This is a genomic window from Dactylosporangium sp. CA-139114 (genome assembly GCF_050955725.1).
In the GTDB taxonomy this organism is placed as follows: Bacteria; Actinomycetota; Actinomycetes; order Mycobacteriales; family Micromonosporaceae; genus Dactylosporangium.
Genome location: NZ_CP192080.1, coordinates 1,032,304 through 1,055,097, shown reverse-complemented (window position 1 = coordinate 1,055,097; position 22,794 = coordinate 1,032,304). Strand labels below are relative to the sequence as shown.

Below are 22,794 nucleotides of genomic sequence, written 5' to 3'. Positions count from 1 at the left end.
GGTGGACTATCCGGAGCTGGCCGCACGAACCCGACGTTTCTCCTACGGGGCACCCCGCGCCGTCACGGTGAGCCCGGACGGGGCTCGCGTGATCTTCCTGCGCTCGTCGGGCCCCGAGGACCCGACCGACGCGCTCTGGGTCTTCGACGTCGCCACGCGCACCGAGCGGTGCCTGGCCGACCCGGCGGCGCTGCTGCGGGATCAGCCCGACCTGCCGCCGGCCGAGCGGGCACTGCGCGAGCGGCTGCGGCTGTCCGCGGGCGGCATCGGCTCGTTCGCGCTGGACGGGGCCGGGGTGCTGGCCGTCTTCCCGCTCGGCGGCCGGCTGTTCCGCGCCGACCTGCTCACCGGCGATGTGACCGAGCTCGACACCGCCGGGCCGGTCGTCGACCCGCGGCTCGACCCGACCGGACGCCGGATCGCCTACGTCACCGGCGGCGCCCTGCGGGTGATCGACGCCGACGGCACGGACTCGCTCCTGGCCGGCGAGGAGGGCGTGACCTGGGGGCTCGCCGAGTTCATCGCAGCCGAGGAATTTCACCGCTTCCGGGGATACTGGTGGTCGCCCGACGGCCACAGCATCCTCACCGCGCGCGTGGACGAGTCGCGGGTCCCCCGGTGGCACCTGCACGACCCGTCGCTGCCGGAGCAGCCGCCCACCACGATCGCCTATCCGCACGCGGGCGCGAGCAACGCCAAGGTCACGCTGCACGTGCTCGACCTCGATGGCGGCTGGGTCGACGTGCACTGGGACCGCGAGACCTACCCCTATCTCGTCGCCGCCACCTGGTCGGAGCAGGGCGGACCGCTGCTCGCGGTGCTGCGCCGGCTGCAGCAGCACGGCCTCGTGATCGCCGTCGACCCGCGCACCGGCGAGACGCAGGTCCACGCCGAGCTCGCCGATCCGCGCTGGGTGGAGCCGGTGCCGGGCACGCCCGCGCACCTCGCGGACGGCCGGGTGCTGGTCGGTGGCGAGCTCGCCCACGATGGATACGACGCCCGCTGCCTGTTCGCCGACGGGAGCCTGATCACACCGCCCAATCTGTACGTCCGCCGCGTGGCCGGACGCCTTGAGGGCGACCTGATCGTGGAGGCCAGCGACGGGGAGCCGAGCGAGCAGCACGTCTTCCACATCCCGGTCACCCAGTCCAGCCCGCGCGCGACGCGCCTGACCACGGAGCCGGGCTGGCACGTGGCCCAGGCGGCCGGGCGGACCATCGTGATCGGGTCGCAGACGCTGGAGCGGGCGGGGTGGGAGTACCGCATCATCCACAACGACGAGCAGGTCGGCGCGATCGCGTCCCACGCCGCGCCACCACCCTTCGCGCCGCGACCCGCTCTTGAACGGGTGACCGACCGGCGCGTCCCGACGGGCGTGGTCTATCCCCGCAGCCACGTGGCCGGGCGCCGGCTCCCGGTGCTGGTGGCGATCTACGGCGGCCCGGGCCATCAGGAGGTCGTCGCCGCCCGGGCCCGCTGGGTGGAGAAGCAGTGGTGGGCCGACCAGGGCTTCGCCGTCGTGACCATCGACAACCGTGGAACACCCGGCGTCGCGCCCAGCTTCGACAAGGCCATCCACCGCCGCTTCTCCGACGTGATCCTGGCCGACCAGGTCGACGCGCTCGAGGCGCTCGCCGGCAAGCACCCCGACCTCGATCTCGGGCGGGTCGCGATCCGCGGCTGGTCGTTCGGCGGCTGGCTGTCGGCGCTCGGGGTGCTGCGGCGGCCGGACGTGTACCACTGCGCGGTCGCCGGCGCCCCCGTCACGGACTGGGCGCTCTACGACACCGCCTACACGGAGCGATACCTCGGGCTGCCCGCCGACGCCCCCGACGTCTACGCGCACAACTCGCTGGTCGAGCTGGCCGCCGAGCCGCCGGTGCGCCCCGAGGACGCTCGGCCGATGCTGCTCGTGCACGGCCTGGTCGACGACAACGTGGTCGCCGCGCACACGCTGCGCCTCTCGGCCGCCCTGCTCGCCGCGGGCCGGCCGCACTCGATGATCCCGCTGACCGGCGCCACGCACATGGCCGCGGGCGGGCTGGCCGAGAAGCTGCTGCGCATCGAGCTCGACTTCATCCGCCGCTCGCTACAGGCACCGGGCTGATCGCCGGACCCACGCCCGGCCGCCGCCGATCAGCCGCTCGCGGTGGGCGCCAGGCTGATCACCACGTCGCCGCCGAGGCGCCCGCCCTCGGGTGAGCGCCGCACGGCGCCGGAGTGCAGCAGCGCGACGATGAGCTTCTGGGCGTCGGCGGCGCGGTACACCGTGTCCGTGAGCGCGAACCGCTTCAGCTCGGTGACGGTGAGCCCGCCGTCGCCGAGCCGCGCCAGCAGCTCGCGCCGCAGCGCGCCCGGGTTTGGCTCCAGCGAAATGTCCATCAGGTGCTCCTCGGGGTCGCGCGGGTCGCGATAGCGCACGCCGGCGTACTCGTCCAGCGCCCACAGCTCGCTCTTGAACGCCTCCAGGCTCTTGTCCGAGCGCGTGCCGAAGCCGACGAGCATTTCGCTGTCGCCATCGACCAACTCGACACCCACGGTGAGCCCCAGCCCCGCCGCGTGCAGTTCCGAGCGTTGTTTCTCCCAGGTACCGGCGGGGGCTGTGAGGAGTACGACAGCCGCTTTGAAGCTTTTCCCAACGCTGTCGTCGACCATTGCCAGCAGGGGCCCGCTCGCGGCCCCGGCCGCCTTGAGAACGGCGCCGACATTGCCGCCGGGCACAACGTGAACCGCCATTTCCGCAGGTGTACCGATTTCACGCTGCACAGCCGCGAACCGCCCCACCAACGCCTCGATTCCGGGCGCGACGAACAGCAGCGTAAGCCGCCCACGGAGCCGATCCCCGAACTCCCCGAACGCCCGCAACGCCGCCTCGGCCGCGTCATGATCGATCCCCCGCGCGGACGCGTAGAGAAACGCCGCACCATGCTGCGCATGCAGATTCCCGGGCGCCCAGGTGTCGACACAGCGCACGAGCAGTTCCCGGGTTACCGCACGGATCGACATATCGTCCTTTCTACTCCAGCACCAGTCCCGCTACCTTAAGCACGTCGATACACGGGACGGGGAGGAACACCGTGGCGGACAAGCAAATCAAGATCGACCCGGAGGGCGTGCGCGCGTTCGGCGCCGGCCTCCAGTCTTACGTGGACAAGGACATCGCCCCAACGACGGACTTCGTGACGTACCAGCTGCAGTCCTTCGGCGCCTTCGGCATCCACAGCGCCAGCCCAACGGTCCAGGACGCGGCCTTGCAGTACTGGAACACGATGAACCAGGCCATCACGTTCCTGTCTGCGCTTTCGCACAATACGGGCGCCCTCGCCCGGACGGCGCACGACCTGGTCACCACGTACCTCGATGCCGACATCGACTCCGCCGACTTCCTGAAGGCGGTTGAGGGCGGCGCGTCGAAGGGCCTGACCGCCTCGGAAAGAGCCGCCGACCAGGCAGAACAGGTCCAGACCCGCAACGCGCAGCTCGAGGAGCGGCGCAACATGCACGGCGGCGCCGAATGAGCGCCTACCAGCACTACACGGTGCGCGAACTCTGGCAGATGGTGGCCCACGAGAGCGCGGCCTCGCACGCCGAGGCCATGCGCGGCTGGGACGCCAAGCGCTCGATGCTCAGCGCCCAGATCGGCAATCTCCGACGGCTACGCCAGGACCTCGCCGACGCCTGGAGCCCAGAGGGCAGCCCTGCCGCGCAGGCCTACCTCGCCGAAATCGACCGGACCATCGATGCGATGGCCCATGCGCAGGAAGCGGCCGGCCAGGCCAGAACGATTTATGCCAAGGTGACCGATGCGTTGATAGCGGCGCAGCAGCGGATCAAGCCGTTGCACGATGCCTACGACGATCGGAAGGCGGCCTGGCGGGCGTACCTCGCGAAAACCCCTGCGGGTCCGATGGTCAGCTCCTTGCCCGAAAGCTGGGCACCAGACGTGGGTATGCCAGAGCTCGCCACCTACGCTGTGCTGCGCCAGCATCGAGAGGAACTCGACAAGCAGGCTCGCGCCATCATGGAAGACACCGACGCGAAGGTGACCGCCGCCACCGCTCAGCGAGTCGATATGCCACGAATCCAACGCTTTGACGACGGCGCAACGCCACCTCGGCCGTCGGTCCCGCACGGTGGCCGTAGCAGCGGCTCTTCCGGCACCAGCCGCCAGCCTGCTCCAGTGTTCGATCCGCCTCCGCCCAGTCTCGGGCTGATCAACACCGTCCCTGGCCCATTGTCCCAGCCGATTACCTTTGACCCCGGGCCGTTCCTGACTAGAACGCCACCGCCAGTCGTCCCGCCGGTGCTGATGCCGCCCCCGCCGACCGTTCCGACCGCCGCGCCTACGACCTCGGTGACGCCACAGCTGCCAATGCCGCCAATGACCAGCCGCAGACCGGGCCAGTTGATGCCAACCAACGGCGTCATCGAACGGCCCCTGGCCCAGCCCGGCGCCGGGTTGCCGGGACGCGCGCCGCTCGGTGAGCGCAGGGGCGCTGGCAGTGCCGAAGGGTCGGGCGTCATCCGATCCACGGGGCGCGACAATGGCCGGCGGGCCATGTCCGGCCGAGGCGCGGAGGGCGGCGAACGCTTGCCAGGGGGCGGCTGGCGGGATCGGAGTTACGAGGCATACAGCCAGCGTCGACCTGGACGCCAGCGCTCAGACGACGAAGTATGGCACGTACGGGAGGGCGTTGCTCCTGTGCTCGAGCCACCGCCAGCCGTACCTACTGGCGACGTACCCCCCGGCGTGATCGGTATCGACCGTTGACCCTGCGACGACTCACACAGCCGGTTGTGGTCGCGATGCTGGTGGCGCTGGCCGCACCCACGCCGGCGCTGGCCGACAGTGTTCGCGACCAGCAGTGGCACCTGGGCTTCATGCACGTCACGGAGGCGCAGCGCATCAGTCAAGGTGAGGGTGTACTCGTCGCCGTCGCCGATACCGGCGTCGCGGCGACCGTCCCGGAACTGGCCGGAGCGGTGGTACCCGGCAAAGACTTCGGCGGCAACACCGGCGACGGAACCCGCGACCCGGCCGGCCACGGTACCGCAATGGCCACGCTCATCGCCGGCCACGGCCGCGGCACCGGCAAGGGCGTGCTCGGCATCGCCCCCAGAGCCACGATCCTGCCGATTCAGCTCTCGCCCGACTTCGTCTTCGCCATGGGTTACGCGCGCGATGTGGCCGCCGCCATCGACTACGCCGTGAGCAAGGGCGCCAAGGTCATCTGCCTGTCGATCGGCAGCGGCGACGCCGACATCGTGCGCACCGCGATCACCAAAGCCCTGGCCGCCGACGTCGTAGTGGTCGCCGCGGCCGGCAACAAGCCCGACGTCGGCAGCGTCGACTTCCCAGCCAAGGTGCCGGGCGTTGTCGCGGTCGGCGCCGTGGACCGCAACGGCGACCGCGCCGCGATCTCCGTCGCCGGCCCCGAACTCACCCTGGTCGCCCCCGGCGTCGACATCACCGCGGTCGACGCCGAAGGAAGAACACGCATCGGCACCGGCACCAGCGACGCCAACGCCCTCGTCGTCGGCGCTGTCGCCTTGATCCGCGCGAAGTACCCACAGCTCAAAGGCCCAGAAGTGGTGCGCAGGCTGACCGAGACGGCACAGGACAAGGGCGAGCCGGGCAAGGATCCGGTGTACGGCTACGGCGTCATCGACCTCGTCAAAGCCCTCACCGCCGACATCACCCCCGCCCCGACCAGCGCCTCCCCATCCCCACCAGCGGCAACCGGCGCAGGTGGCGGCCGGACCGCAGCCGTGCTCGCCGCCATCAGCGCCGCCGTCGTCGTCATGGTCCTCATCGCCGTACTCCAGATCATCATCCGCAGCCGCCGGCGCCGCCCATGACATCGCGCCTCACCCCCGTGGTCGCGCTTCATGCTCGCCGTCCCGGGCGATCGGACTCCGCAGTCGTCCGCGGCGGGAGTAGGTTCGGGGCATGGCTGTCGTACTCGGCAATGACGACGTCTCCGCCGCGCTCGCTGAGCTCCCGGGCTGGTCCGGTGACTCGGGCGGCATCGAGCGCTCGGTGACCGCGCCCTCGTTCCTCGACGGTATCCGGCTGGTCGCCGAGGTCGCGCACGTGGCCGAGGCGGCCGACCATCACCCCGAGATCGACATTCGCTGGCGGACGCTCACCTTCCGGCTCTTCACCCACTCGGTCGGCGGGGTGACCGAGAAGGATCTCGCGCTGGCGCGGCAGATCAACGAGTTGATCGGGTAGCCAAGACATCGACGTAGGGTCGTGTCCGCCCAAAGTGTCATACCCCCTCGGTAGGGTCCAACCATGACCCACTTCGACGTGGCGACCGCGGCGGTGGAGGCGGCTCTCGCAGCCGGCGCCCGGTATGCCGATGCCCGCGTGATGCACCGCCGCTCCGAGTCGATGACCGCTCGCAACGGTGAGATCGAGGAGCTGAGCCAGGACGAGGACGCAGGCGTCGGTGTGCGGGCACTGGTGGGTTCGAGCTGGGGCTTTTTCGCGATACCGGACCTGGGCTCCGCGGCCGCCAAGCGCGCGGGCGAGCGGGCTACGGCGATCGCGCGGGCCTCGGCCACGGTGCCGGGGCCGGCGGTCGACCTCGTCGGCGTCGAGGCGCGCGTGGACTCCTGGGCCAGCGCGTGCGAGGTGGACCCGCTCGGGGTCGCGCTGTCGGTCAAGGGCGATCTGCTCACGGCCGCGACCGCGGAGTCGCACAAGGCCGGCGCAGATATCGCCGAGGGGCTCTACCAGATCTGGGACACGCGCAAGTGGTTCGTCTCGTCGCAGGGGCACCGCATCGACCAGCACATTCGCGAGTCGGGGGCGGGCATCTCGGCCACGGTCGTCGGTGAGGGCGAGACCCAGCGGCGGTCGTATCCGTCCTATCGCGGGCAGTACGGCACGCGCGGCTGGGAGATCGTCGACGAGCTGGACCTCACGGCGCACGCGGCTCGCATCGCCGACGAGGCGCGGGCGCTGCTGACGGCGCCGCAGTGCCCGGCGGGTGAGACGACGCTCATCCTCGGCAGCGAGCAGATGGCCCTGCAGATCCACGAATCCGTCGGGCACGCCATCGAGCTCGACCGCATCCTCGGGTGGGAGGCGGCGTTCGCGGGCACGTCGTGGCTGGACCTGGCCAAGATCAATCAGCTGCGGTACGGCTCCGAGCTCATGAACATCACCATCGACCCCACGATCCCGGGTGCGCTCGGGTCGTTCGGCTACGACGACGAGGGCACCCCGGCTCAGCAGCGGTACGCGGTCCGCGACGGCATCTGGGTCGGCACGCTCGCCGGTCGCGACTCGGCCGCGGTGGCGGGGCTGGACTACGCGGGAAGTGTGCGCGCCGACGGCTGGGCCCGCCTGCCGATGGTCCGGATGACCAACGTCGGCCTGCTCCCCGGCCCGCACACGCTCGACGAGATGATCGCCGCGACCGAGGACGGCGTGCTCATGGACATGAACCGCTCCTGGTCGATCGACGACAAGCGCCTCAACTTCCAGTTCGGCTGCGAGATCGGCTGGGAGATCAAGAACGGCCGCCGCGGGCGGATGCTGCGCAACCCGACCTACACGGGCATCGGCCCCCGCTTCTGGGGCTCGATGGACATGCTCAGCTCGGAGACCGTCTCCTGGGGCACCCCGAACTGCGGCAAGGGTCAGCCGGGCCAGATCGGCCACACCGGCCACCCGGCCGCCGCGGCCCGCTTCCAGAACGTCCGGGTGGGAGTCCGCGGATGACGCCCCCGAGCGGCACCATGAACCCGGCGGGAACCCGCCACCACCACACCGGCCAAACCGGCCCACTCCCAGCACCGCCGAACGGGAGCCCGCGAAACGCCCGGCCCGTCGCGACGAACGCGACGACAACGAGGGCGACGCGGAACGCGAGCGGCCCCGCGATGCACGGCGCGCGCGAACGGAACGCGGGAGAGCGCGGTGCGGGACAGCGCAACGCGGGAGAGCGCAGCGCGGGACAGCGCAATGCGAGGAAGACCCCGCCGGTCAGCGGGAACGGGAACGTGACGGATCTGGACACGTGCGTAGGGGTGCGGGGATGAGCGTGACGGCGACGGAGACCGACCTGGCCCAGCGGGTGCTGGAGCTGGTCGGCACCGGGATCGAGGCCGAGGTGACCGTCGAGCGGCAGGAGCTGGCGCTGACGCGGTTCGCCGGGTCGTACATTCATCAGAACGTGGCGGACGAGATCACCGGGGTGCGGCTGCGCCTGCACGCGGACGGCCGCACGGCCAGCGCCTCGACGACGGTGCTCGACGGGCTCGACGATCTCGTGCGGCGCACGGTCGCCTCGATGCGGCTTGCGCCCGCCGATCCGACGTGGCCCGGGCTCGCGCCGCCGGAGCCGCTCGCGTTCACAGGCAACGTGGACGACGAGACCGCGCGGGCGTCGCCGGACGATCGGGCCGCCCGGGTGCGGGCCTTCGTGGCGCAGGCCGAGGGGCTCGACACCGCCGGGTACTGCCGGACGTCCGCGGCCCGCGTGGTCTACGCGAACTCGGCCGGGCAGCACCTGGCCGCGGCGCGGACGAGCGCGGCGATGGACGGCATCGCGCGGACCTCGAGCTCCGACGGGCTGGCCCGGCTCGCCGCGGTGCGCCTGGGCGACATCGACGGCGCGGTGCTCGGGGCGCGGGCGGCCGCGAAGGCCCGGGCCGGTGTCGACCCGGTGGAGCTGCCGCCGGGGCGCTACGAGGTGGTGCTCGAGGCGGCCGCGGTCTCCGACGTGCTGCAGATGCTCGCGATGTACGGCTTCAACGCCAAGATGGTTCTCGACCGCCAGTCGTTCCTGCAGGTCGGGGAGGCGCAGTTCGACCCCTCGGTGACCCTGGTCGAGGACGCGTCGCAGCCGGACGCGACCGCGACGCCGTTCGACGCCGAGGGCACTCCGCGGCGGCGGGTGGTGCTCGTGGACCGGGGCGTGTCGAGCGGGGTGGTGCACGATCGCCGGACGGCGGCGCGGGCCGGGGGCGGGGCGGAGTCGACCGGGCACGCGATCCCGGGCGGGGCCAGCTTCGGGGCGCTCCCGTCGAGCCTGCGGCTGCTGCCCGCGGAGGGGCCGGCCCCGCAGGAGGTCGACGGGCCGGCGACGGACTCGACGGTCGCGGCGCTCGTCGCCGGGGTCGAGCGCGGGCTGCTCGTGACGGACAACCACTACACCCGGGTGCTCGACCCGCGGCCGCTCGTCGTCACCGGGCTCACCCGCAACGGCGTCTGGCTCATCGAGGACGGCCGGATCACGACCCCGGTCCGGAACTTCCGCTTCACCCAGTCCTACGCGCAGGCGCTCGGCCCCGGAGCCGTGCTCGGGATCGGCTCGCACGCGGTGGAGATGCCCGGGCCGTGGGCGGAAGCGGGATTCGTGGCGCCGGCGCTGCGGCTGGCATCGTGGAATTACACCGGGGGCGCATCGGGCTGAGGATTCTTCGCGACGCAAAACCCGGCCCGCCAAACCGGCGAGGCGACGGCGGCCGGGTCAAAGCGCCGACAAGTCGAACGACGGAAAGGCAAAGCGCCAACCACACGGCGTCCTAACCCCGGGACGCCAAGTAGCGGACAATGCGCCAACTTAGGTAAACCTATCCAAAGTTAGGATCATGCGAATGGCGTGGTCACCGCGCCAGGAGTGAAGTTCTCCACAACGGGCAACAGGCTTTCGGCGAAGGTCTTTCGGTATCGAGTCGGCACACGCAAGACTCCCAACGCACGTCGCTGCGGGATCGGGCGTAACGTGTGCACCGACCACAGATCGGTACATCAGAGAACTCTTCACCAGCCCGTCCAGGGAGTACTCACCATGACGACCACGCCTACACGGCCTCGGTCAGTTTCGGGCGCGGGGCCCCGCGCAGCGATCGGCGCCAAGACATTGCGGACGGACGGGTGGCGGACTTACCCGCTGTCCATCGCGGCGATTCTGCTGTTCTTCATCGTCTATTCGACGATCCGGATTTTCATGGCGAAGTGGTACTTCGTCGGGGAGCACGGATACCTGACCCCGCTGTACTCCCCGTGTCTGAGCGACTCCTGCATCAAAGGCTCGAGCCACTTCGGCACCCCCTTCGGCGCGTTCCCGCGCTGGCTCCCGCTGGGCCTGGCCGCGTTCCCGTTCGTCGCCGGCTTCCGGGTGACGTGCTACTACTACCGCAAGAGCGGGTACCGCTCGCTCTGGCTGTCACCGCAGGCGTGCGCCGTGCAGGAGCCGCACAAGAAGTACAGCGGCGAGACCCGCTTCCCGCTGGTCTTCATGAACTCGCACCGCTACTTCTTCTACGTGGCGTCGCTGATCCTGCTGATCAACGTCTGGGACGCCTTCCACGCGTTCAAGGGCACCGACGGCGGCTTCGGCATCGGGCTCGGATCGCTGATCATCGTCGTCAACGTGCTCGCATTGGCCGGCTACACCGCCAGCTGCCACGCCTGCCGGCACGTGATGGGCGGGCGGCTCAAGCACTTCTCGAAGCACCCGGTGCGCTACCGCCTCTGGACGCTGATCTCCAAGCTCAACACCCGGCACGGCACGTTCGCGATGACGTCGCTGTTCACGGTCATCCTCACGGACGCGTACATCATGGCCGTGTCCGCGGGCTGGATCACCGACCTTCGAATCTGGAATTAGGACCCCCCGATGACGAACATCGAGCGACACACCTACGACGTCGTGGTGATCGGTGCGGGCGGCGCCGGGCTGCGGGCCGCCATCGAGGCCCGGCTCGCGGGCAAGAAGACCGCCATCATCTCGAAGTCGCTGTTCGGCAAGGCGCACACGGTCATGGCCGAGGGCGGCGCCGCCGCGGCCATGGGCAACGTCAATGCGAACGACAACTGGCAGGTGCACTTCCGCGACACCATGCGCGGCGGCAAGTTCCTGAACAACTTCCGCATGGCGGAACTGCACGCCAAGGAGGCCCCGGAGCGAATCTGGGAGCTCGAGACCTACGGCGCGCTGTTCGACCGTACGAAAGACGGAAAGATCAGCCAGCGCAACTTCGGCGGCCACGAGTATCCGCGGCTGGCCCACGTCGGTGACCGCACCGGCCTGGAGCTGATCCGCACGCTGCAGCAGAAGATCGTCTCGCTGCAGCAGGAGGACTACGCGGCGCACGGCGACTACGAGGCGCGCATCCGGGTGTTCCAGGAGTGCACGATCACGGAGCTGTTCATCGAGAACGGCGCGGTGGCGGGCGCGTTCGGCTACTACCGCGAGTCCGGCGACTTCGTGCTGTTCGAGACCTCGGCGATCGTGCTGGCCACGGGCGGCGTGGGCAAGTCCTACAAGGTCACGTCGAACTCGTGGGAGTACACGGGTGACGGCCACGCCCTCGCCCTGCGCAGCGGCGCGACGCTGATCAACATGGAGTTCCTGCAGTTCCACCCGACCGGCATGGTGTGGCCGCCCTCGGTGAAGGGCATCCTGGTCACCGAGTCGGTCCGCGGTGACGGCGGCGTGCTGCGCAACACCGACGGCAAGCGGTTCATGTTCGACTACGTCCCCGACGTCTTCCGCAAGCAGTACGCGGAGACCGAGGAGGAGGCCGACCGCTGGTACTCCGACCCGGACAACAACCGCCGCCCACCCGAGCTGCTCCCCCGCGACGAGGTCGCACGCGCGATCAACAGCGAGGTCAAGGCCGGCCGCGGCACCCCGGCCGGCGGCGTGCTGCTCGACATCGCCAGCCGCCTGCCCGCCGAGCAGATCATCAAGCGGCTGCCCTCGATGCACCACCAGTTCAAGGAGCTGGCGGACGTCGACATCACCAAGCAGCCCATGGAGGTCGGCCCGACCTGCCACTACGTGATGGGCGGGGTCGAGGTCGACGCCGACTCGGCGGCCGCGGCGGTGCCCGGGCTGTTCGCGGCGGGCGAGGTCTCCGGCGGCATGCACGGCTCCAACCGGCTCGGCGGCAACTCGCTGTCCGACCTGCTGGTGTTCGGCAAGCGGGCGGGCGAGCACGCGGCGGCATACGCGACCGAGACCGGCCGGCGCAAGCCGACCCCGGCGGCGGTCGAGGCGGCCGTGGAGACGGCGCTGGCCCCGCTGCAGCGCGGTGAGGGCGGCGAGAACCCGTACGCGCTGCACCAGGAGCTGCAGGACATCATGGGCACGCTGGTCGGCATCATCCGCCGCGACGGCGAGCTGCGCGACTCGCTGGTGCGCCTGGCCGAGCTCAAGGAGCGGGTGAAGAAGGTCGGCGCGACCGGCGGCCGGCGCTACAACCCGGGCTGGCACCTGGCGCTCGACCTGCGCAACATGCTCATCGTCTCCGAGTGCACGGCGAAGGCGGCGCTGGAGCGCACCGAGTCCCGTGGCGGGCACACCCGCGAGGACCACCCGAAGATGGACCCGACCTGGCGCAAGGTCAACCTGGTCTGCTCGCTCGACGGGGAGGACGTCCGGCTCGAGCACAAGCCGCTGCCGGTCATGCGTCCGGAGCTGCAGGCCCTGTTCGAGCGCAGTGAGCTGGCCAAGTACATGACCGACGAGGAGCTGTGATGGGTACCAAGCGCCACTTCCGCGTCTGGCGCGGCGACGACACGGGCGGCCGGCTCGAGGACTTCCAGGTGGAGGTCAACGAGGGCGAGGTCGTGCTCGACGTCATCCACCGCCTCCAGGCCACCCAGACGCCCGACCTCGCGGTGCGCTGGAACTGCAAGGCCGGCAAGTGCGGCTCCTGCTCGATGGAGATCAACGGCAAGCCGCGCCTGGGCTGCATGACCCGGATGTCGACGTTCGGCGACAACGAGACCGTGACCGTCACCCCGCTGCGCACCTTCCCGGTGATCCGCGACCTGGTCACGAACGTCAACTTCAACTACCAGAAGGCCCGGGAGATGCCGGCCTTCGCGCCGCCGAAGGGCGTCGAGCCCGGCGAGTACCGCATGCAGCAGATGGACGTCGAGCGCTCGCAGGAGTTCCGCAAGTGCATCGAGTGCTACATGTGCCAGAACGTGTGTCACGTGATCCGCGACCACGAGGAGAACAAGCGGGCCTTCTCCGGTCCCCGCTTCTTCATCCGGGCCGCGGAGCTGGACATGCACCCGCTCGACGCGCGCGGCGACCGCAAGGAGATGGCCCAGGCGGAGCAGGGCCTCGGCTACTGCAACATCACCAAGTGCTGCACCGAAGTCTGCCCGGAGCACATCAAGATCACTGATAATGCGATCATTCCCATGAAGGAACGCGTTGTCGATCGGAGGTACGACCCGGTGACCTGGCTTGGGCGCAAGATCTTCCGCCGTGACCAGCTGGACGAGCCGGCCCTGGCCCACGCGTCGAGCCCGACGGGCGCGGCCGCGGACACGGCCTCGCACTGGCACCAGCAGGGCCCCGTGCCGCAGGACCCCTCCGTGGGCGCCGACGGCAAGCTCCCCGTGGCCGAGCTCTACCTCGACCGGGCGGCCGCGGCCTCCCCGTTCGGCGACGACCAGGAGTTCCCGCTGCCGCCGGAGAAGCTGCGGTACAACCACCCGGACGCGCACTAGCTCGCGGTTCGCGATGCGGGGCCTCGACCGGCGGTCAGAGGTCCCGCATCGCGGCCACGTACCTGTCCGTGACCCGGGCCTGCACCAGCCGGGCCACGGGCGCGCCGAGCTTCGTCCACCACTTCGCCGGGCGGCTGAACGCCCGGACCTCGAACCACACGGCGCCCTCGGCGTCGGTGGAGAGCAGGAACGCCTCCTCGCCGGTCTCCACGTGCCCCGGGAGCGTCCCGAACCCGAACCCGAAGCGGTCGGCCCGATCCTCGATCCACACGATCTTGCACGGCACCCACAGCCGCAGCGGCCCCGCCCCGATGCCGGAGGCGAACTCGACCCCGAGCCCGGCCCGCTCCGCGTCGGTACGCACCCGCAGCCCCGCCCCGCGCTGCGGCCGCCAGTGCGCGAGCGCCTCGGCCGCCTCGGCGAACCCCGCCGTGAGACGGACCCGCCGGGTCACATGCAGATAGCCGGCCGGCAGCGGCCCCTCGCGCGTCGCGCCGACCTCGGCGTAGGTGACATCCACGCGGTTGAAGGTAACAACGCCGCCTACGAGGGCAGCAGGGGCTCCAGCGCGTGCACGATCGGCGCGTCGGCGGGCAGCCACGGCACGCTGTCGAGCTCTGCGGCACCCAGCCAGCGCAGGTCGCTGTGCTCGAGCGGGAGCGGCTGCGCGTCGTTGAGCAGCGTCGCGACGTACACCCGCAGAATCGCGGTCCCGTTCAGCATCGCGATGTCGTCCCCGACGCGCTCGCCCACGGCGATGTCGACGCCGAGCTCCTCCTGGCACTCGCGGACCAGCGCCTGCACCTCGGTCTCCCCCGGATCGACCTTGCCCCCGGGGAACTCCCACTTTCCGGCCATTTCGGGCGGCTGGGCGCGCTCGCACGCCAAAACCCGCCCATTCGCGATGATCGCCGCGCCGACGATGATCCGTGGCATCAACCGTTCGGTCTGCACGGGCAACCAGGGTGCCAGATCCAGATGAAGTTCCGGTGGCGGGCTCTGCCCTGTTGTTCACCAGACGCGGGAAGAGTGGCCGTGGACAGATCCACCGGTTGCTCGTCAGACTTGCAGACACCGTTGATGACGGGCAGGCTTCGAATCGGCCACAAGCCGGCAACGATGCCGTGGGAGGGTAGGTCGACATGCGGGCCCGGTGGAGCGACGATCACCGTGACTATCTCAGCGATGCGCTGGCCTTACTGCAAGGCTGGACGCACGACGGCGGCGAGATCCGCCGGACGCTGCATCTCGACGATTCCCAGCATGCGGCACTCACCGAGCGAATGAAAGTGGTCGCCGACGCGGTCGGTGTCCGCCCGGACGTCCGCCGCCTGGACGGCCGCACGCAGATCCGCTTACGGGTGCCCGGCAGCGACGAGTCGGACCTGTCCCCGGGCGAGGTCACGCTGGCCGCGCGCATCGAGGATCTGTACAAGAACATCATTGCCGGAGCGGCATAAAATTTCTTGCTCGGGCCGCGTCAGCGGCGGACCGTAGCTCCCGCCAGGAATCCCGACGCCCGTAGTGCCAAGACCGCACCAGGCACACGCTTCCCGGCGGGCGGATATGCCGGGCGCTGGCGCGCCACGACATATCCGACTTTTCGTATATGCGCGGTTCAAGGTAAAGACAAGGGCGGCACCCACTCCGACGGTGCCGCAGTGATAGATGGCCCATGGCCCTGCGCAATTACTCCGCCGTCCCCAACCGCGACTCCCGCGCCTACTGCGACGCCGCGGTCGGCTTCCGCGCACGGCGGGCGAACGGGGCGCGCCGCCCGCGAGCCGGCGTCAGTACTCGCCCTTGATGACGAAGAACGAGCCGCGAATGGTGCCGGCCAGCTTGGACCGCTGACGAGCGAACTTGAAGCGCTCGGCCAGCTCGGCCGGGACGTCCATCCCGTCGGAGAGCTTGAAGCCCACGGCGCGCTTCTGGCCGGACTCGAGCGTGTAGAGCACGTTGACGGCCAGCCCCGAGCGGTAGAACACGTAGGTCCAGCGGATGCCCTCGACCTCGAAGGACGTCGCCTCCAGCGGCTCGGAGCCGATGGCGAGGTCGCGCTCCTCGCGCAGGATGCGGTGCACGTACTCCACCGCATCCGCCGCCTCCGACGCCGGCTCGACCGCGAAGACGTGGCCGTACTTGTTCCTGAAGTAGCGCGCCTCGTTGGCGCGCAGGCCGGCCAGGGCCTCGGCCACGGGCGACGACTCCAGCCCGGCGGTGGAGACGTTCTCGAAGTCGACGACGTACGTCACGTGTGCTCCTAGACGTTGAAGCGAAACTCGACCACGTCGCCGTCCTGCATCACGTAGTCCTTGCCCTCGATGCGCACCTTGCCCGCGGCCTTGGCCGCGTTCATCGCGCCCGCCGCCATCAGGTCCTCGAACGACACCACCTCGGCCTTGATGAAGCCGCGCTGGAAGTCCGAGTGGATGACGCCGGCCGCCTCGGGAGCCGTGGCCCCGATCGGGATCGTCCAGGCGCGGGCCTCCTTGGGCCCGGCGGTGAGGTACGTCTGCAGCCCCAGCGTCCGGAACCCCACCCGGATCAGCTGGTGCAGGCCCGGCTCCGGCTGCCCGATCGAGGCCAGCAGCTCCAGGGCCTCCTCCTCGTCGAGGTCGGTGAGCTCGGACTCGATCTTGGCGTCGAGGAAGATCGCCTCGGCCGGGGCGACCAGGGCCCGCAGCTCGCCGAGGAAGGCCTCGTCGGACAGGCCGGCCTCGTCGACGTTGAAGACGTACAGGAAGGGCTTCGCGGTCAGCAGGTGCAGCTCACCGAGCTCGGAGACGTCGAAACCGGCCGCGTAGAGCGTGTTGCCCTCGTTGAGCAGCTCCGAGGCGGCCTTCGCGGCCGCGGCGACGCCGGAGCGCTCCTTGCGGACCTTCGCCTCCTTCTCGAGCCGCGGCAGCGCCTTCTCGATCGTCTGCAGGTCGGCGAGGATCAGCTCGGTGTTGATCGTCTCGATGTCGTCGCGCGGCGAGACCTTGCCGTCGACGTGCACCACGTTGGGGTCCGAGAACGCCCGCACCACCTGGCAGATCGCCGACGCGTCGCGGATGTTGGCCAGGAAGGCGTTGCCGCGCCCCTGCCCCTTCGAGGCCCCGCGCACCAGGCCGGCGATGTCGACGAACGACACCGGCGCCGGGATGACCTTCTGCGAGTCGTACAGCTCGGCCAGCCGCCCGAGCCGCGCGTCGGGCAGCCCGACCACGCCGACGTTGGGCTCGATGGTCGCGAACGGATAGTTCGCCGCGAGCGCGTCACCCTTGGTCAGGGCGTTGAACAGGGTGCTCTTGCCCACGTTGGGCAGGCCGACGATGCCGATGCTGAGTGCCACGACATGTCAGCTTACGCAACCCGCCCTCAGCCCAGTTCGATCCCCAGCTCATCGGTCAGCGCGCGGAACGCCCGGGCCGCCTCCCCGAACCGCCGCGGCCCCGAGAGCACGTCCGGGAAGGCCGGATCGGACAGGTGCGGCTCGAGCGAGGCGAACCCCGCGAAGCCGTCGTCGCGCAGCGCGGTCAGCGTCTCGGCCAGCTGCCCGTCCCCGGCCCCGGCCGGCACCTCGATGCCGTCGGCGGCGCGGGCGTCCTTCACCTGGAGGTACTCGATGAACGGCCGCAGCATCGCATAACCCTCGCTGAAGGGCCGCACGCCCACCTGGACGAAGTTCGCGTTGTCCCACGCGACCCGCAGCGCCGGCGACCCGACGGACTCGACGAGGTCCAGCACGCGGCCGGGCGTGTCACCGTAGATCGCCTTCTCGTTCTCGTGCACGAGCACGACCGACTCCCGCTCGGCCACGTCGGCGAACCCGCGCATCCGCCGCAGCACCGTGTCGCGCACGTCCTCGGCCGCGACGCCGTCGGGCCGGTAGAAGGAGAACAGCCGGACGTACCGTGCGGAAAGCCTCCGGGCCACCCACACCACCCGCTCCAGCCGCGCCTGCTCGACGGCCGGATCGTCGAAGACCCCGCACTTGCCGATCGGCGAGGCGACGGCCGAGACCCCGACCCCGTGCCGAGCGAGCACGTCGGCCAGCCGCACCACGTCCTCGTCGCCCAGCTCGGCGACGTTGACCCCCCACGCGCTACGGACCTCGATGTGCCGGGCCCCAAGAGCCAGAAGCACCGGCAGCTGTACCGCCGGATCCGCATCGATCTCATCCCCGAACCCGGACAGCGTCCATCGCACCATGCCCAACATTCTGTGACACCGACACGAAACCCGCCGAGCACGGTCGGGAAGCCGGCCGCCCCTCTGCCAACGGCGATGATGGGCCGATGGAAGCCGATGCCGTAGCCCGCGCGACCCGCCCCGGCACGATCAGCACCATCGCCGCCGAGCTGCTCACCCTCGGCCTGCCCCCCGGCGCGACCGTGATCACCCACTCCTCCCTGTCGAGGCTGGGCTGGGTCGCCGGCGGCGCCCACGCCGTGGTGCTCGCCCTGCTGGAGGCGCTCGGCCCCGACGGCACCCTCGTCATGCCGACCCACTCACGCCACCTGACCGAGCCCGCCGACTGGGGCAACCCCCCGGTCCCCGAGTCCTGGTGGGAGACCATCCGCGCCGAGACCCCGGCCTACGACCCGCGCACCACGCCAACGGCCTACATGGGCGCGATCGCCGAATGCTTCCGCACCTTCCCCGGCACGCGGCGCAGCGCCCACCCGACGGTCTCCTTCGCCGCCCTCGGCCCCCTGGCGGAGCACCTCACCGCCGACCACGACCTGGACGACGGCCTGGGCGAGTCCTCCCCGCTGGCCAAGCTGTACGAGGCCGACGCCTGGGTCCTCCTGCTCGGCGTCGGACACGACAACAACACCTCGCTGCACCTGGCCGAGTACCGCGCGGACGCCCCGAAGTCCTACCACCGCCAGGGCTCCCCCGTCCTCGTGGACGGAGCTCGCCGCTGGGTCACCTATCGCGAGCTCGACGACGACACCTCGCTCTTCGAGCCCCTGGCCAAGGACTTCGCCACCATCACCGGAGCCGAGCGCGTCGGCCCCGTGGGCGCCGGGACGGCCCGCCTGATGCGACAACGCGAGCTGGTCGACTTCGGCGCTCGGTGGCTGTCTCAGCGGGCCGCAAACGCCACCTGACGCGCCACACCGCGCACCCACGCGTCACACGTCCGTGCGGCACACGAACGCGGCGCGCGGGCGCGGACGTGGGGCCGTGGCGCGCCGACACAGGGTGCGAGGCGCGAGGCGCGAGCGCAGCACGGCGCACGGACGCGGCGCGAGCGCGGGCTCGGGCTCGGGCTCGGCGCGCGGCGGCTGGGCGCGGACGCAACACGGGCGCGGGGCGCAGGGCGGGGACGCGGCGGCTGGGCGCGGACGCGGCTGGGCGCGGACGCGGGGCGGCACGTGGGCGCGGGGCGCAGGGCGGGGACGCGGCGGCTGGGCGCGGACGCGGGGCGGCACGCGGACGCGGGGCGGCACGCGGACGCGGGGCGGCACGCGGACGCGGGGCGGCACGCGGACGCGGGGGGCGACGCACGGACGCGGGGGCGACGCGCGGGCGCGGACGCGGGGCGGCACGCGGACGCGGGGGGCGACGCACGGACGCGGGGGCGACGCGCGGGCGCGGACGCGGGGCGGCACGCGGACGCGGGGGGCGACGCGCGGGCGCGGACGCGGGGCGGCACGCGGACGCGGGGGGCGACGCACGGACGCGGGGGCGACGCGCGGGCGCGGACGCGGGGCGGCACGCGGACGCGGGGGGCGACGCGCGGGCGCGGACGCGGGGCGGCACGCGGACGCGGGGGGCGACGCACGGACGCGGGGGCGACGCGCGGGCGCGGACGCGGGGCGGCACGCGGACGCGGGGGGCGACGCACGGACGCGGGGGCGACGCGCGGGCGCGGGGGCGACGCGCGGACGCGACCACGCGGGGGCGGGCGGGCACACGGCGCGGCGCAGCGCATGGCGCGTGGGCGGCGCACGGGACGCACGGGAGCGCGGCGCACGGGACGCCCGGGGCGCGGGCATGGGGCGCGGACGCGGTTGGGCGCGGGGGCGCGGCGTGCGGACGGCGGAGCACGGCGCGCGGACGGGATGCATGGCGCAGGCGCAGCGCATGGCGCGGATGTGGCACGGGGGCGGCGCTCCGCACGGGACGCAGGCGCGACGCGCCGCGCGGGCGCCGCCGCGCGGGACGCGCGGGAGCGCGGCGCACGGGGCGCGGGACACGGGGCGCGCGGGGTCCCGGGGCGGGGACGCGGCGGCTGGGCGCGGACGCGGCTGGGCGCGGAGGCACAGCGCGCGGACGCGGAGCACGGCGCGCGGACGGGATGCATGGCGCAGGCACAGCGCATGGCGCGGACGTGGCACGGGGGCGGCGTTATGCACGGACGCAGGCGCGACGCGCCGCGCGGGCGGCGCCGCGCGGACGCGCGGGGCGGCGCGGCGCGTGGGGGGCGGCACGGGCGCACGGGCGCGGCGCGCAGGCGCGGAGCACGGCGCGCGTACGGGACGCATGGGCGGGCGCAGCGCATGGCGCGGCGCGCGGACGCGTGGGGCGCCGCGCGGCGCGTGGGGCGGCCCAGCGCGTAGGGCGGCGCGGGCGCGGCGCGCAGACGGGGAGCCCGGCGCGCGGACGGGACGCACGGCGCGGGCGCAGCGCACGGCGCGGGCGCAGCGCACGGCGCGGGCGCAGCGCACGGCGCGGGCGCAGCGCACGGCGCGGGCGCAGCGCACGGCGCGGGCGCAGCGCACGGCGCGGGCGCAGCGCACGGCGCGGGCGCAGCGCACGGCGCGGGCGCAGCGCACGGCGCGGGCGCGGCGTGCAGCGTGCAGCGTGCAGCGTGCGAGACACGGACGCAGCGCACAGGGCGCGGACGCGAAGGCTGGGCGCGGCGCTCATACGCGGCGCATAGCGGGGGCACGCCGCGGGCGCGGAACCGGCGCACGGATGCGGAACCGGCGCACGGACGCGGCGCGGCGCACGGACGCGGCGCGGCGCACGGACGCGGCGCGGCGCACGGCGCGCGGGCGCGACGCACCGCGCACGGCGCGCGGGCGCGGGTGCGGAGGCGGCTCGGAAGCGGCGCGGGAGCGCGGGCACGGCGCAGGGGCGGCGGGGACGTGGCACACAGACGCAGCACACAGACGCAGCGGACAGACGCAGCGCGGGCGGGGCGGTTGGATGCGTGGGCGATCGCTCCGGGCGGTACGCGGTGAGCCGAGGAGCTGGGTGGGCCGCGCGGCGTCGCTGAGGTGGAGGGCTGAACGACGACGCGCGGCCCGGGCATGGGTGACCGGACAGTTGAGGGGGGGATCGTCCGAGCCACCCGACCGAGAAGTCTGAATCCCGAGGCATTCTCGCGACATGTCCGGCCTGTGCCCTAATCCGGACATGGCGCGATGTGGACATCCGCGGCGTCAAGCGGACAGATGCCACGCCTTCCAGAGTCGCCGCGCCGGCTCACACGCCAGACCCCGCCCTCGCATCCACGGCCGCCGACGTCGTCAGGCGTGCCGGCGACGAGACAACGCCACCAGGCCGTGAGCCCCGCAGGCCACGGAACAACGCCCCACGCCGATCACGAAACAGTGGCTCCGTGCCGGCCACGAAACAGAGGGACCGTGCCGGCCACGACACAACACCCCACGGCGACCTCGGGACAGCGCCCCCACGCCGGCCACGAAACGGAGGCTCCGCGCCGGCCATGAAACAACGTCCCACGGCGACCTCGCGACGCCGCCCCCGCGCCGGCCACGAAACAGAAGGACCGCGCCGAGCACGACAGATCAAGTGAGCCAGCCCTGGCGGCCCGCCTCATAGGCCAGCCCCGCCCGAGTGTCCACCGCGGCCGTCGCCATCAGCCGCTCCAACCGCCGCTGCACGGTGCGCTTGCTCACCCCCAGCTGCGAGGCGATCGACTTGTCCGGGAACCCGGCCACGAACAGCGACAACAGCAGCCGGTCCGCCCCGGCGGGGCCTGCTTCCGCATCGCCGGACAGCAGCGGGGTGGCCCGCTCCCACGTCGCCTCGAACAGGGCCACGAACGCGTCCAGCAGCTCGCCCCGCCGGATCAGGGCCGCCGTCGGCTCGACCAGGCCGCGGTCGCGGTCCGGGACCAGCGGGCAGAGTGCCACGGTGCGGTCGGCGATCGCGAGGCGGACCGGCAGGGCGTCGACCACCCGTGCGCGCTCGCCCCGGCGCACCGAAGCGGCGATGCCGTCGAGCTCGCCGGGCATCTCGACGAGGGCGCGTTCGTAGATCGCACGGTACCGAACCCCCCTCGCCAGCGCCGAGGACTCCTCGGTGTTGTCGGGGCCGGCCATCGCGATGGGGTTCACGCGGCAGAACCACAGGATCTCCTCCTGCGCCGACTCCTGCATGTCCCGCAGCCGCTCGCGCAGGGCCGAGGCGCCCACCACGATCTCGACGAGATGGTCGGCGATGCGCCGCCGGGAGGTTTCGCGGTACTCCTCCGTCAGCCCCGCCACCACCCGCCGCGCGGAGTCGAGCGAGCGTTGCCGGCGCAGGAGGGCGTCGCCGAGCGCGACGTCGGGCGGCAGCGGCTCGAAGATCGGGCCGCCGCGCGCGAGGCCCTTGGCCCGCAGCGACTCCAGCAGCCGGGTGACCTCGGCGGCCGGGATGTCCGCGCGGTCGGCGAGGTCGTCGGCGCCGGCGACCGCCAGGCGCACCAGCAGCCGGTACACACTCTGCTCGGCCGGGTCCAGCAGCTCCGTGTCCTCCGACATGATCGCCAGCCTACGAACGGCCGCCGCCCGTGACGAGAGGGGCGGCGGCCGGTTCGCTCAGGCCTGGGCCAGCGGGTCGTTCTTCGGGTCGTCGTAGTGCACGGTGTCGAAGCGGCCATCGTGGTCACTGTCCGTGACGGTGTAATCGCGGCGGCCGTCGCCGTCCTCGTCGCGGGCGATGAAGTCGGCCCGGCCGTCGTGGTTCGTGTCGCGGATGTCGGTGTCGATGCGCCCGTCGCCGTCGGAGTCGACGATCACCCGGTCGAACTCGCCGTCGCCGTCGGAGTCGAGGATCGCGACGTCCTTGTAGCCGTCGCCGTCGGTGTCCACGAAGACCGCGTCGATGCGCCCGTCGCCGTCGAGGTCGCGCATCTCGGTCTCGAGCGTGCCGTCGCCGTCGGTGTCGATCGCGATCCGGTCGATCACGCCGTCGTTGTCGTCGTCGTACGCGGCCGCGTCGGCCACGGTGTCGCCGTCCTGGTCCAGCGCGTAGATAGTCTCGCCGTGCTCGCCGTGGACCTGGACGATCCGCGGCTCGGGGTCGGCGGCCTCAAGTCCCTCGGTGGCCTCGTGGTCAGTCATGCG

Annotated in this window: 20 protein-coding genes; 12 read left to right on the top strand and 8 right to left on the bottom strand. The window is 72.1% G+C overall.

Annotation, left to right across the window (positions count from 1 at the left end):
• The first annotated feature begins 1 nt into the window (after nucleotide 1).
• Nucleotides 2-2,107, top strand: coding sequence for a prolyl oligopeptidase family serine peptidase (locus tag ACQP2P_RS04805; protein WP_433613652.1), 2,106 nt, complete (start codon nucleotides 2-4; stop codon nucleotides 2,105-2,107).
• Nucleotides 2,108-2,136: 29 nt separating this feature from the next.
• On the opposite strand, the gene ACQP2P_RS04800 is transcribed toward ACQP2P_RS04805, so the two are convergent.
• Entirely contained in the window at nucleotides 2,137-3,006 is an 870-nt protein-coding gene (locus ACQP2P_RS04800; RefSeq protein WP_433613650.1) for a hypothetical protein, read from the bottom strand.
• A 71-nt stretch (nucleotides 3,007-3,077) separates the two neighbouring features.
• Here ACQP2P_RS04800 and ACQP2P_RS04795 point away from each other — a divergent pair, with 71 nt between their 5' ends.
• The 9 genes from ACQP2P_RS04795 (at nucleotide 3,078) to ACQP2P_RS04755 (ending at nucleotide 13,495) form a co-directional block, all read left to right on the top strand.
• Nucleotides 3,078-3,518 carry a hypothetical protein gene (locus ACQP2P_RS04795; RefSeq protein ID WP_433613648.1) on the top strand — a complete coding sequence of 147 codons (441 nt, stop codon included), beginning with the start codon at nucleotides 3,078-3,080 and terminating at the stop codon, nucleotides 3,516-3,518.
• Complete coding sequence (locus tag ACQP2P_RS04790; protein ID WP_433613646.1) at nucleotides 3,515-4,771, top strand: flagellar export protein FliJ; 1,257 nt, start codon at nucleotides 3,515-3,517, stop codon at nucleotides 4,769-4,771. Before ACQP2P_RS04795 ends, ACQP2P_RS04790 begins: the two co-directional genes overlap by 4 nt.
• Nucleotides 4,772-4,806: 35 nt before the next feature.
• A complete protein-coding gene (locus ACQP2P_RS04785; protein WP_433618979.1) occupies nucleotides 4,807-5,859 on the top strand; it encodes a S8 family serine peptidase in 1,053 nt (350 codons plus the stop codon).
• 91 nt (nucleotides 5,860-5,950) lie between these two features.
• Nucleotides 5,951-6,235, top strand: a complete 285-nt coding sequence (locus tag ACQP2P_RS04780; RefSeq protein ID WP_433613644.1) for a 4a-hydroxytetrahydrobiopterin dehydratase — start codon at nucleotides 5,951-5,953, stop codon at nucleotides 6,233-6,235.
• 63 nt (nucleotides 6,236-6,298) lie between these two features.
• Nucleotides 6,299-7,735 carry a TldD/PmbA family protein gene (locus ACQP2P_RS04775; protein WP_433613642.1) on the top strand — a complete coding sequence of 479 codons (1,437 nt, stop codon included), beginning with the start codon at nucleotides 6,299-6,301 and terminating at the stop codon, nucleotides 7,733-7,735.
• A gap of 316 nt (nucleotides 7,736-8,051) precedes the next feature.
• Nucleotides 8,052-9,431 carry a TldD/PmbA family protein gene (locus tag ACQP2P_RS04770; protein WP_433613640.1) on the top strand — a complete coding sequence of 460 codons (1,380 nt, stop codon included), beginning with the start codon at nucleotides 8,052-8,054 and terminating at the stop codon, nucleotides 9,429-9,431.
• A 378-nt stretch (nucleotides 9,432-9,809) separates the two neighbouring features.
• Nucleotides 9,810-10,631, top strand: a complete 822-nt coding sequence (locus tag ACQP2P_RS04765) for a hypothetical protein (protein ID WP_433613638.1) — start codon at nucleotides 9,810-9,812, stop codon at nucleotides 10,629-10,631.
• A gap of 9 nt (nucleotides 10,632-10,640) precedes the next feature.
• Complete coding sequence (locus tag ACQP2P_RS04760; protein ID WP_433613636.1) at nucleotides 10,641-12,506, top strand: fumarate reductase/succinate dehydrogenase flavoprotein subunit; 1,866 nt, start codon at nucleotides 10,641-10,643, stop codon at nucleotides 12,504-12,506.
• Entirely contained in the window at nucleotides 12,506-13,495 is a 990-nt protein-coding gene (locus ACQP2P_RS04755; protein ID WP_433613634.1) for a succinate dehydrogenase/fumarate reductase iron-sulfur subunit, read from the top strand. The genes ACQP2P_RS04760 and ACQP2P_RS04755 overlap by 1 nt, the downstream gene beginning before the upstream one ends.
• Nucleotides 13,496-13,529: 34 nt before the next feature.
• Here ACQP2P_RS04755 and ACQP2P_RS04750 read toward each other — a convergent pair whose 3' ends face one another.
• Nucleotides 13,530-14,015 carry a DUF1990 family protein gene (locus tag ACQP2P_RS04750; RefSeq protein WP_433613632.1) on the bottom strand — a complete coding sequence of 162 codons (486 nt, stop codon included), beginning with the start codon at nucleotides 14,013-14,015 and terminating at the stop codon, nucleotides 13,530-13,532.
• A gap of 23 nt (nucleotides 14,016-14,038) precedes the next feature.
• On the bottom strand, nucleotides 14,039-14,422 hold the full coding sequence (locus tag ACQP2P_RS04745; protein ID WP_433618977.1) for a (deoxy)nucleoside triphosphate pyrophosphohydrolase: 384 nt from the start codon (nucleotides 14,420-14,422) through the stop codon (nucleotides 14,039-14,041).
• A 215-nt stretch (nucleotides 14,423-14,637) separates the two neighbouring features.
• On the opposite strand from ACQP2P_RS04745, the gene ACQP2P_RS04740 reads away from it, so the two are divergent.
• Nucleotides 14,638-14,955, top strand: a complete 318-nt coding sequence (locus ACQP2P_RS04740; RefSeq protein ID WP_350611762.1) for a pterin dehydratase — start codon at nucleotides 14,638-14,640, stop codon at nucleotides 14,953-14,955.
• A gap of 330 nt (nucleotides 14,956-15,285) precedes the next feature.
• Here ACQP2P_RS04740 and ACQP2P_RS04735 read toward each other — a convergent pair whose 3' ends face one another.
• The 3 genes from ACQP2P_RS04735 to ACQP2P_RS04725 are packed head-to-tail and all read right to left on the bottom strand — an operon-like array spanning nucleotide 15,286 to nucleotide 17,692.
• Nucleotides 15,286-15,750 (bottom strand): phage tail protein, encoded by a 465-nt coding sequence (locus ACQP2P_RS04735; protein WP_433613630.1) that lies wholly within the window; start codon nucleotides 15,748-15,750, stop codon nucleotides 15,286-15,288.
• Between the two features lie 8 nt (nucleotides 15,751-15,758).
• On the bottom strand, nucleotides 15,759-16,832 hold the full coding sequence (gene ychF, locus ACQP2P_RS04730; RefSeq protein WP_433613628.1) for a redox-regulated ATPase YchF: 1,074 nt from the start codon (nucleotides 16,830-16,832) through the stop codon (nucleotides 15,759-15,761).
• 26 nt (nucleotides 16,833-16,858) lie between these two features.
• Nucleotides 16,859-17,692 carry a sugar phosphate isomerase/epimerase family protein gene (locus tag ACQP2P_RS04725; RefSeq protein WP_433083420.1) on the bottom strand — a complete coding sequence of 278 codons (834 nt, stop codon included), beginning with the start codon at nucleotides 17,690-17,692 and terminating at the stop codon, nucleotides 16,859-16,861.
• 86 nt (nucleotides 17,693-17,778) lie between these two features.
• Here ACQP2P_RS04725 and ACQP2P_RS04720 point away from each other — a divergent pair, with 86 nt between their 5' ends.
• Nucleotides 17,779-18,597 carry an aminoglycoside N(3)-acetyltransferase gene (locus ACQP2P_RS04720; protein WP_433613625.1) on the top strand — a complete coding sequence of 273 codons (819 nt, stop codon included), beginning with the start codon at nucleotides 17,779-17,781 and terminating at the stop codon, nucleotides 18,595-18,597.
• Nucleotides 18,598-21,249: 2,652 nt separating this feature from the next.
• Here the strand turns inward: ACQP2P_RS04720 and ACQP2P_RS04715 are convergent.
• Nucleotides 21,250-22,209 carry a helix-turn-helix domain-containing protein gene (locus tag ACQP2P_RS04715; protein ID WP_433613623.1) on the bottom strand — a complete coding sequence of 320 codons (960 nt, stop codon included), beginning with the start codon at nucleotides 22,207-22,209 and terminating at the stop codon, nucleotides 21,250-21,252.
• A gap of 57 nt (nucleotides 22,210-22,266) precedes the next feature.
• Nucleotides 22,267-22,791: a hypothetical protein gene (locus ACQP2P_RS04710; RefSeq protein ID WP_433613621.1), complete on the bottom strand. Its 525-nt coding sequence runs from the start codon at nucleotides 22,789-22,791 to the stop codon at nucleotides 22,267-22,269.
• Nucleotides 22,792-22,794: the final 3 nt, after the last annotated feature.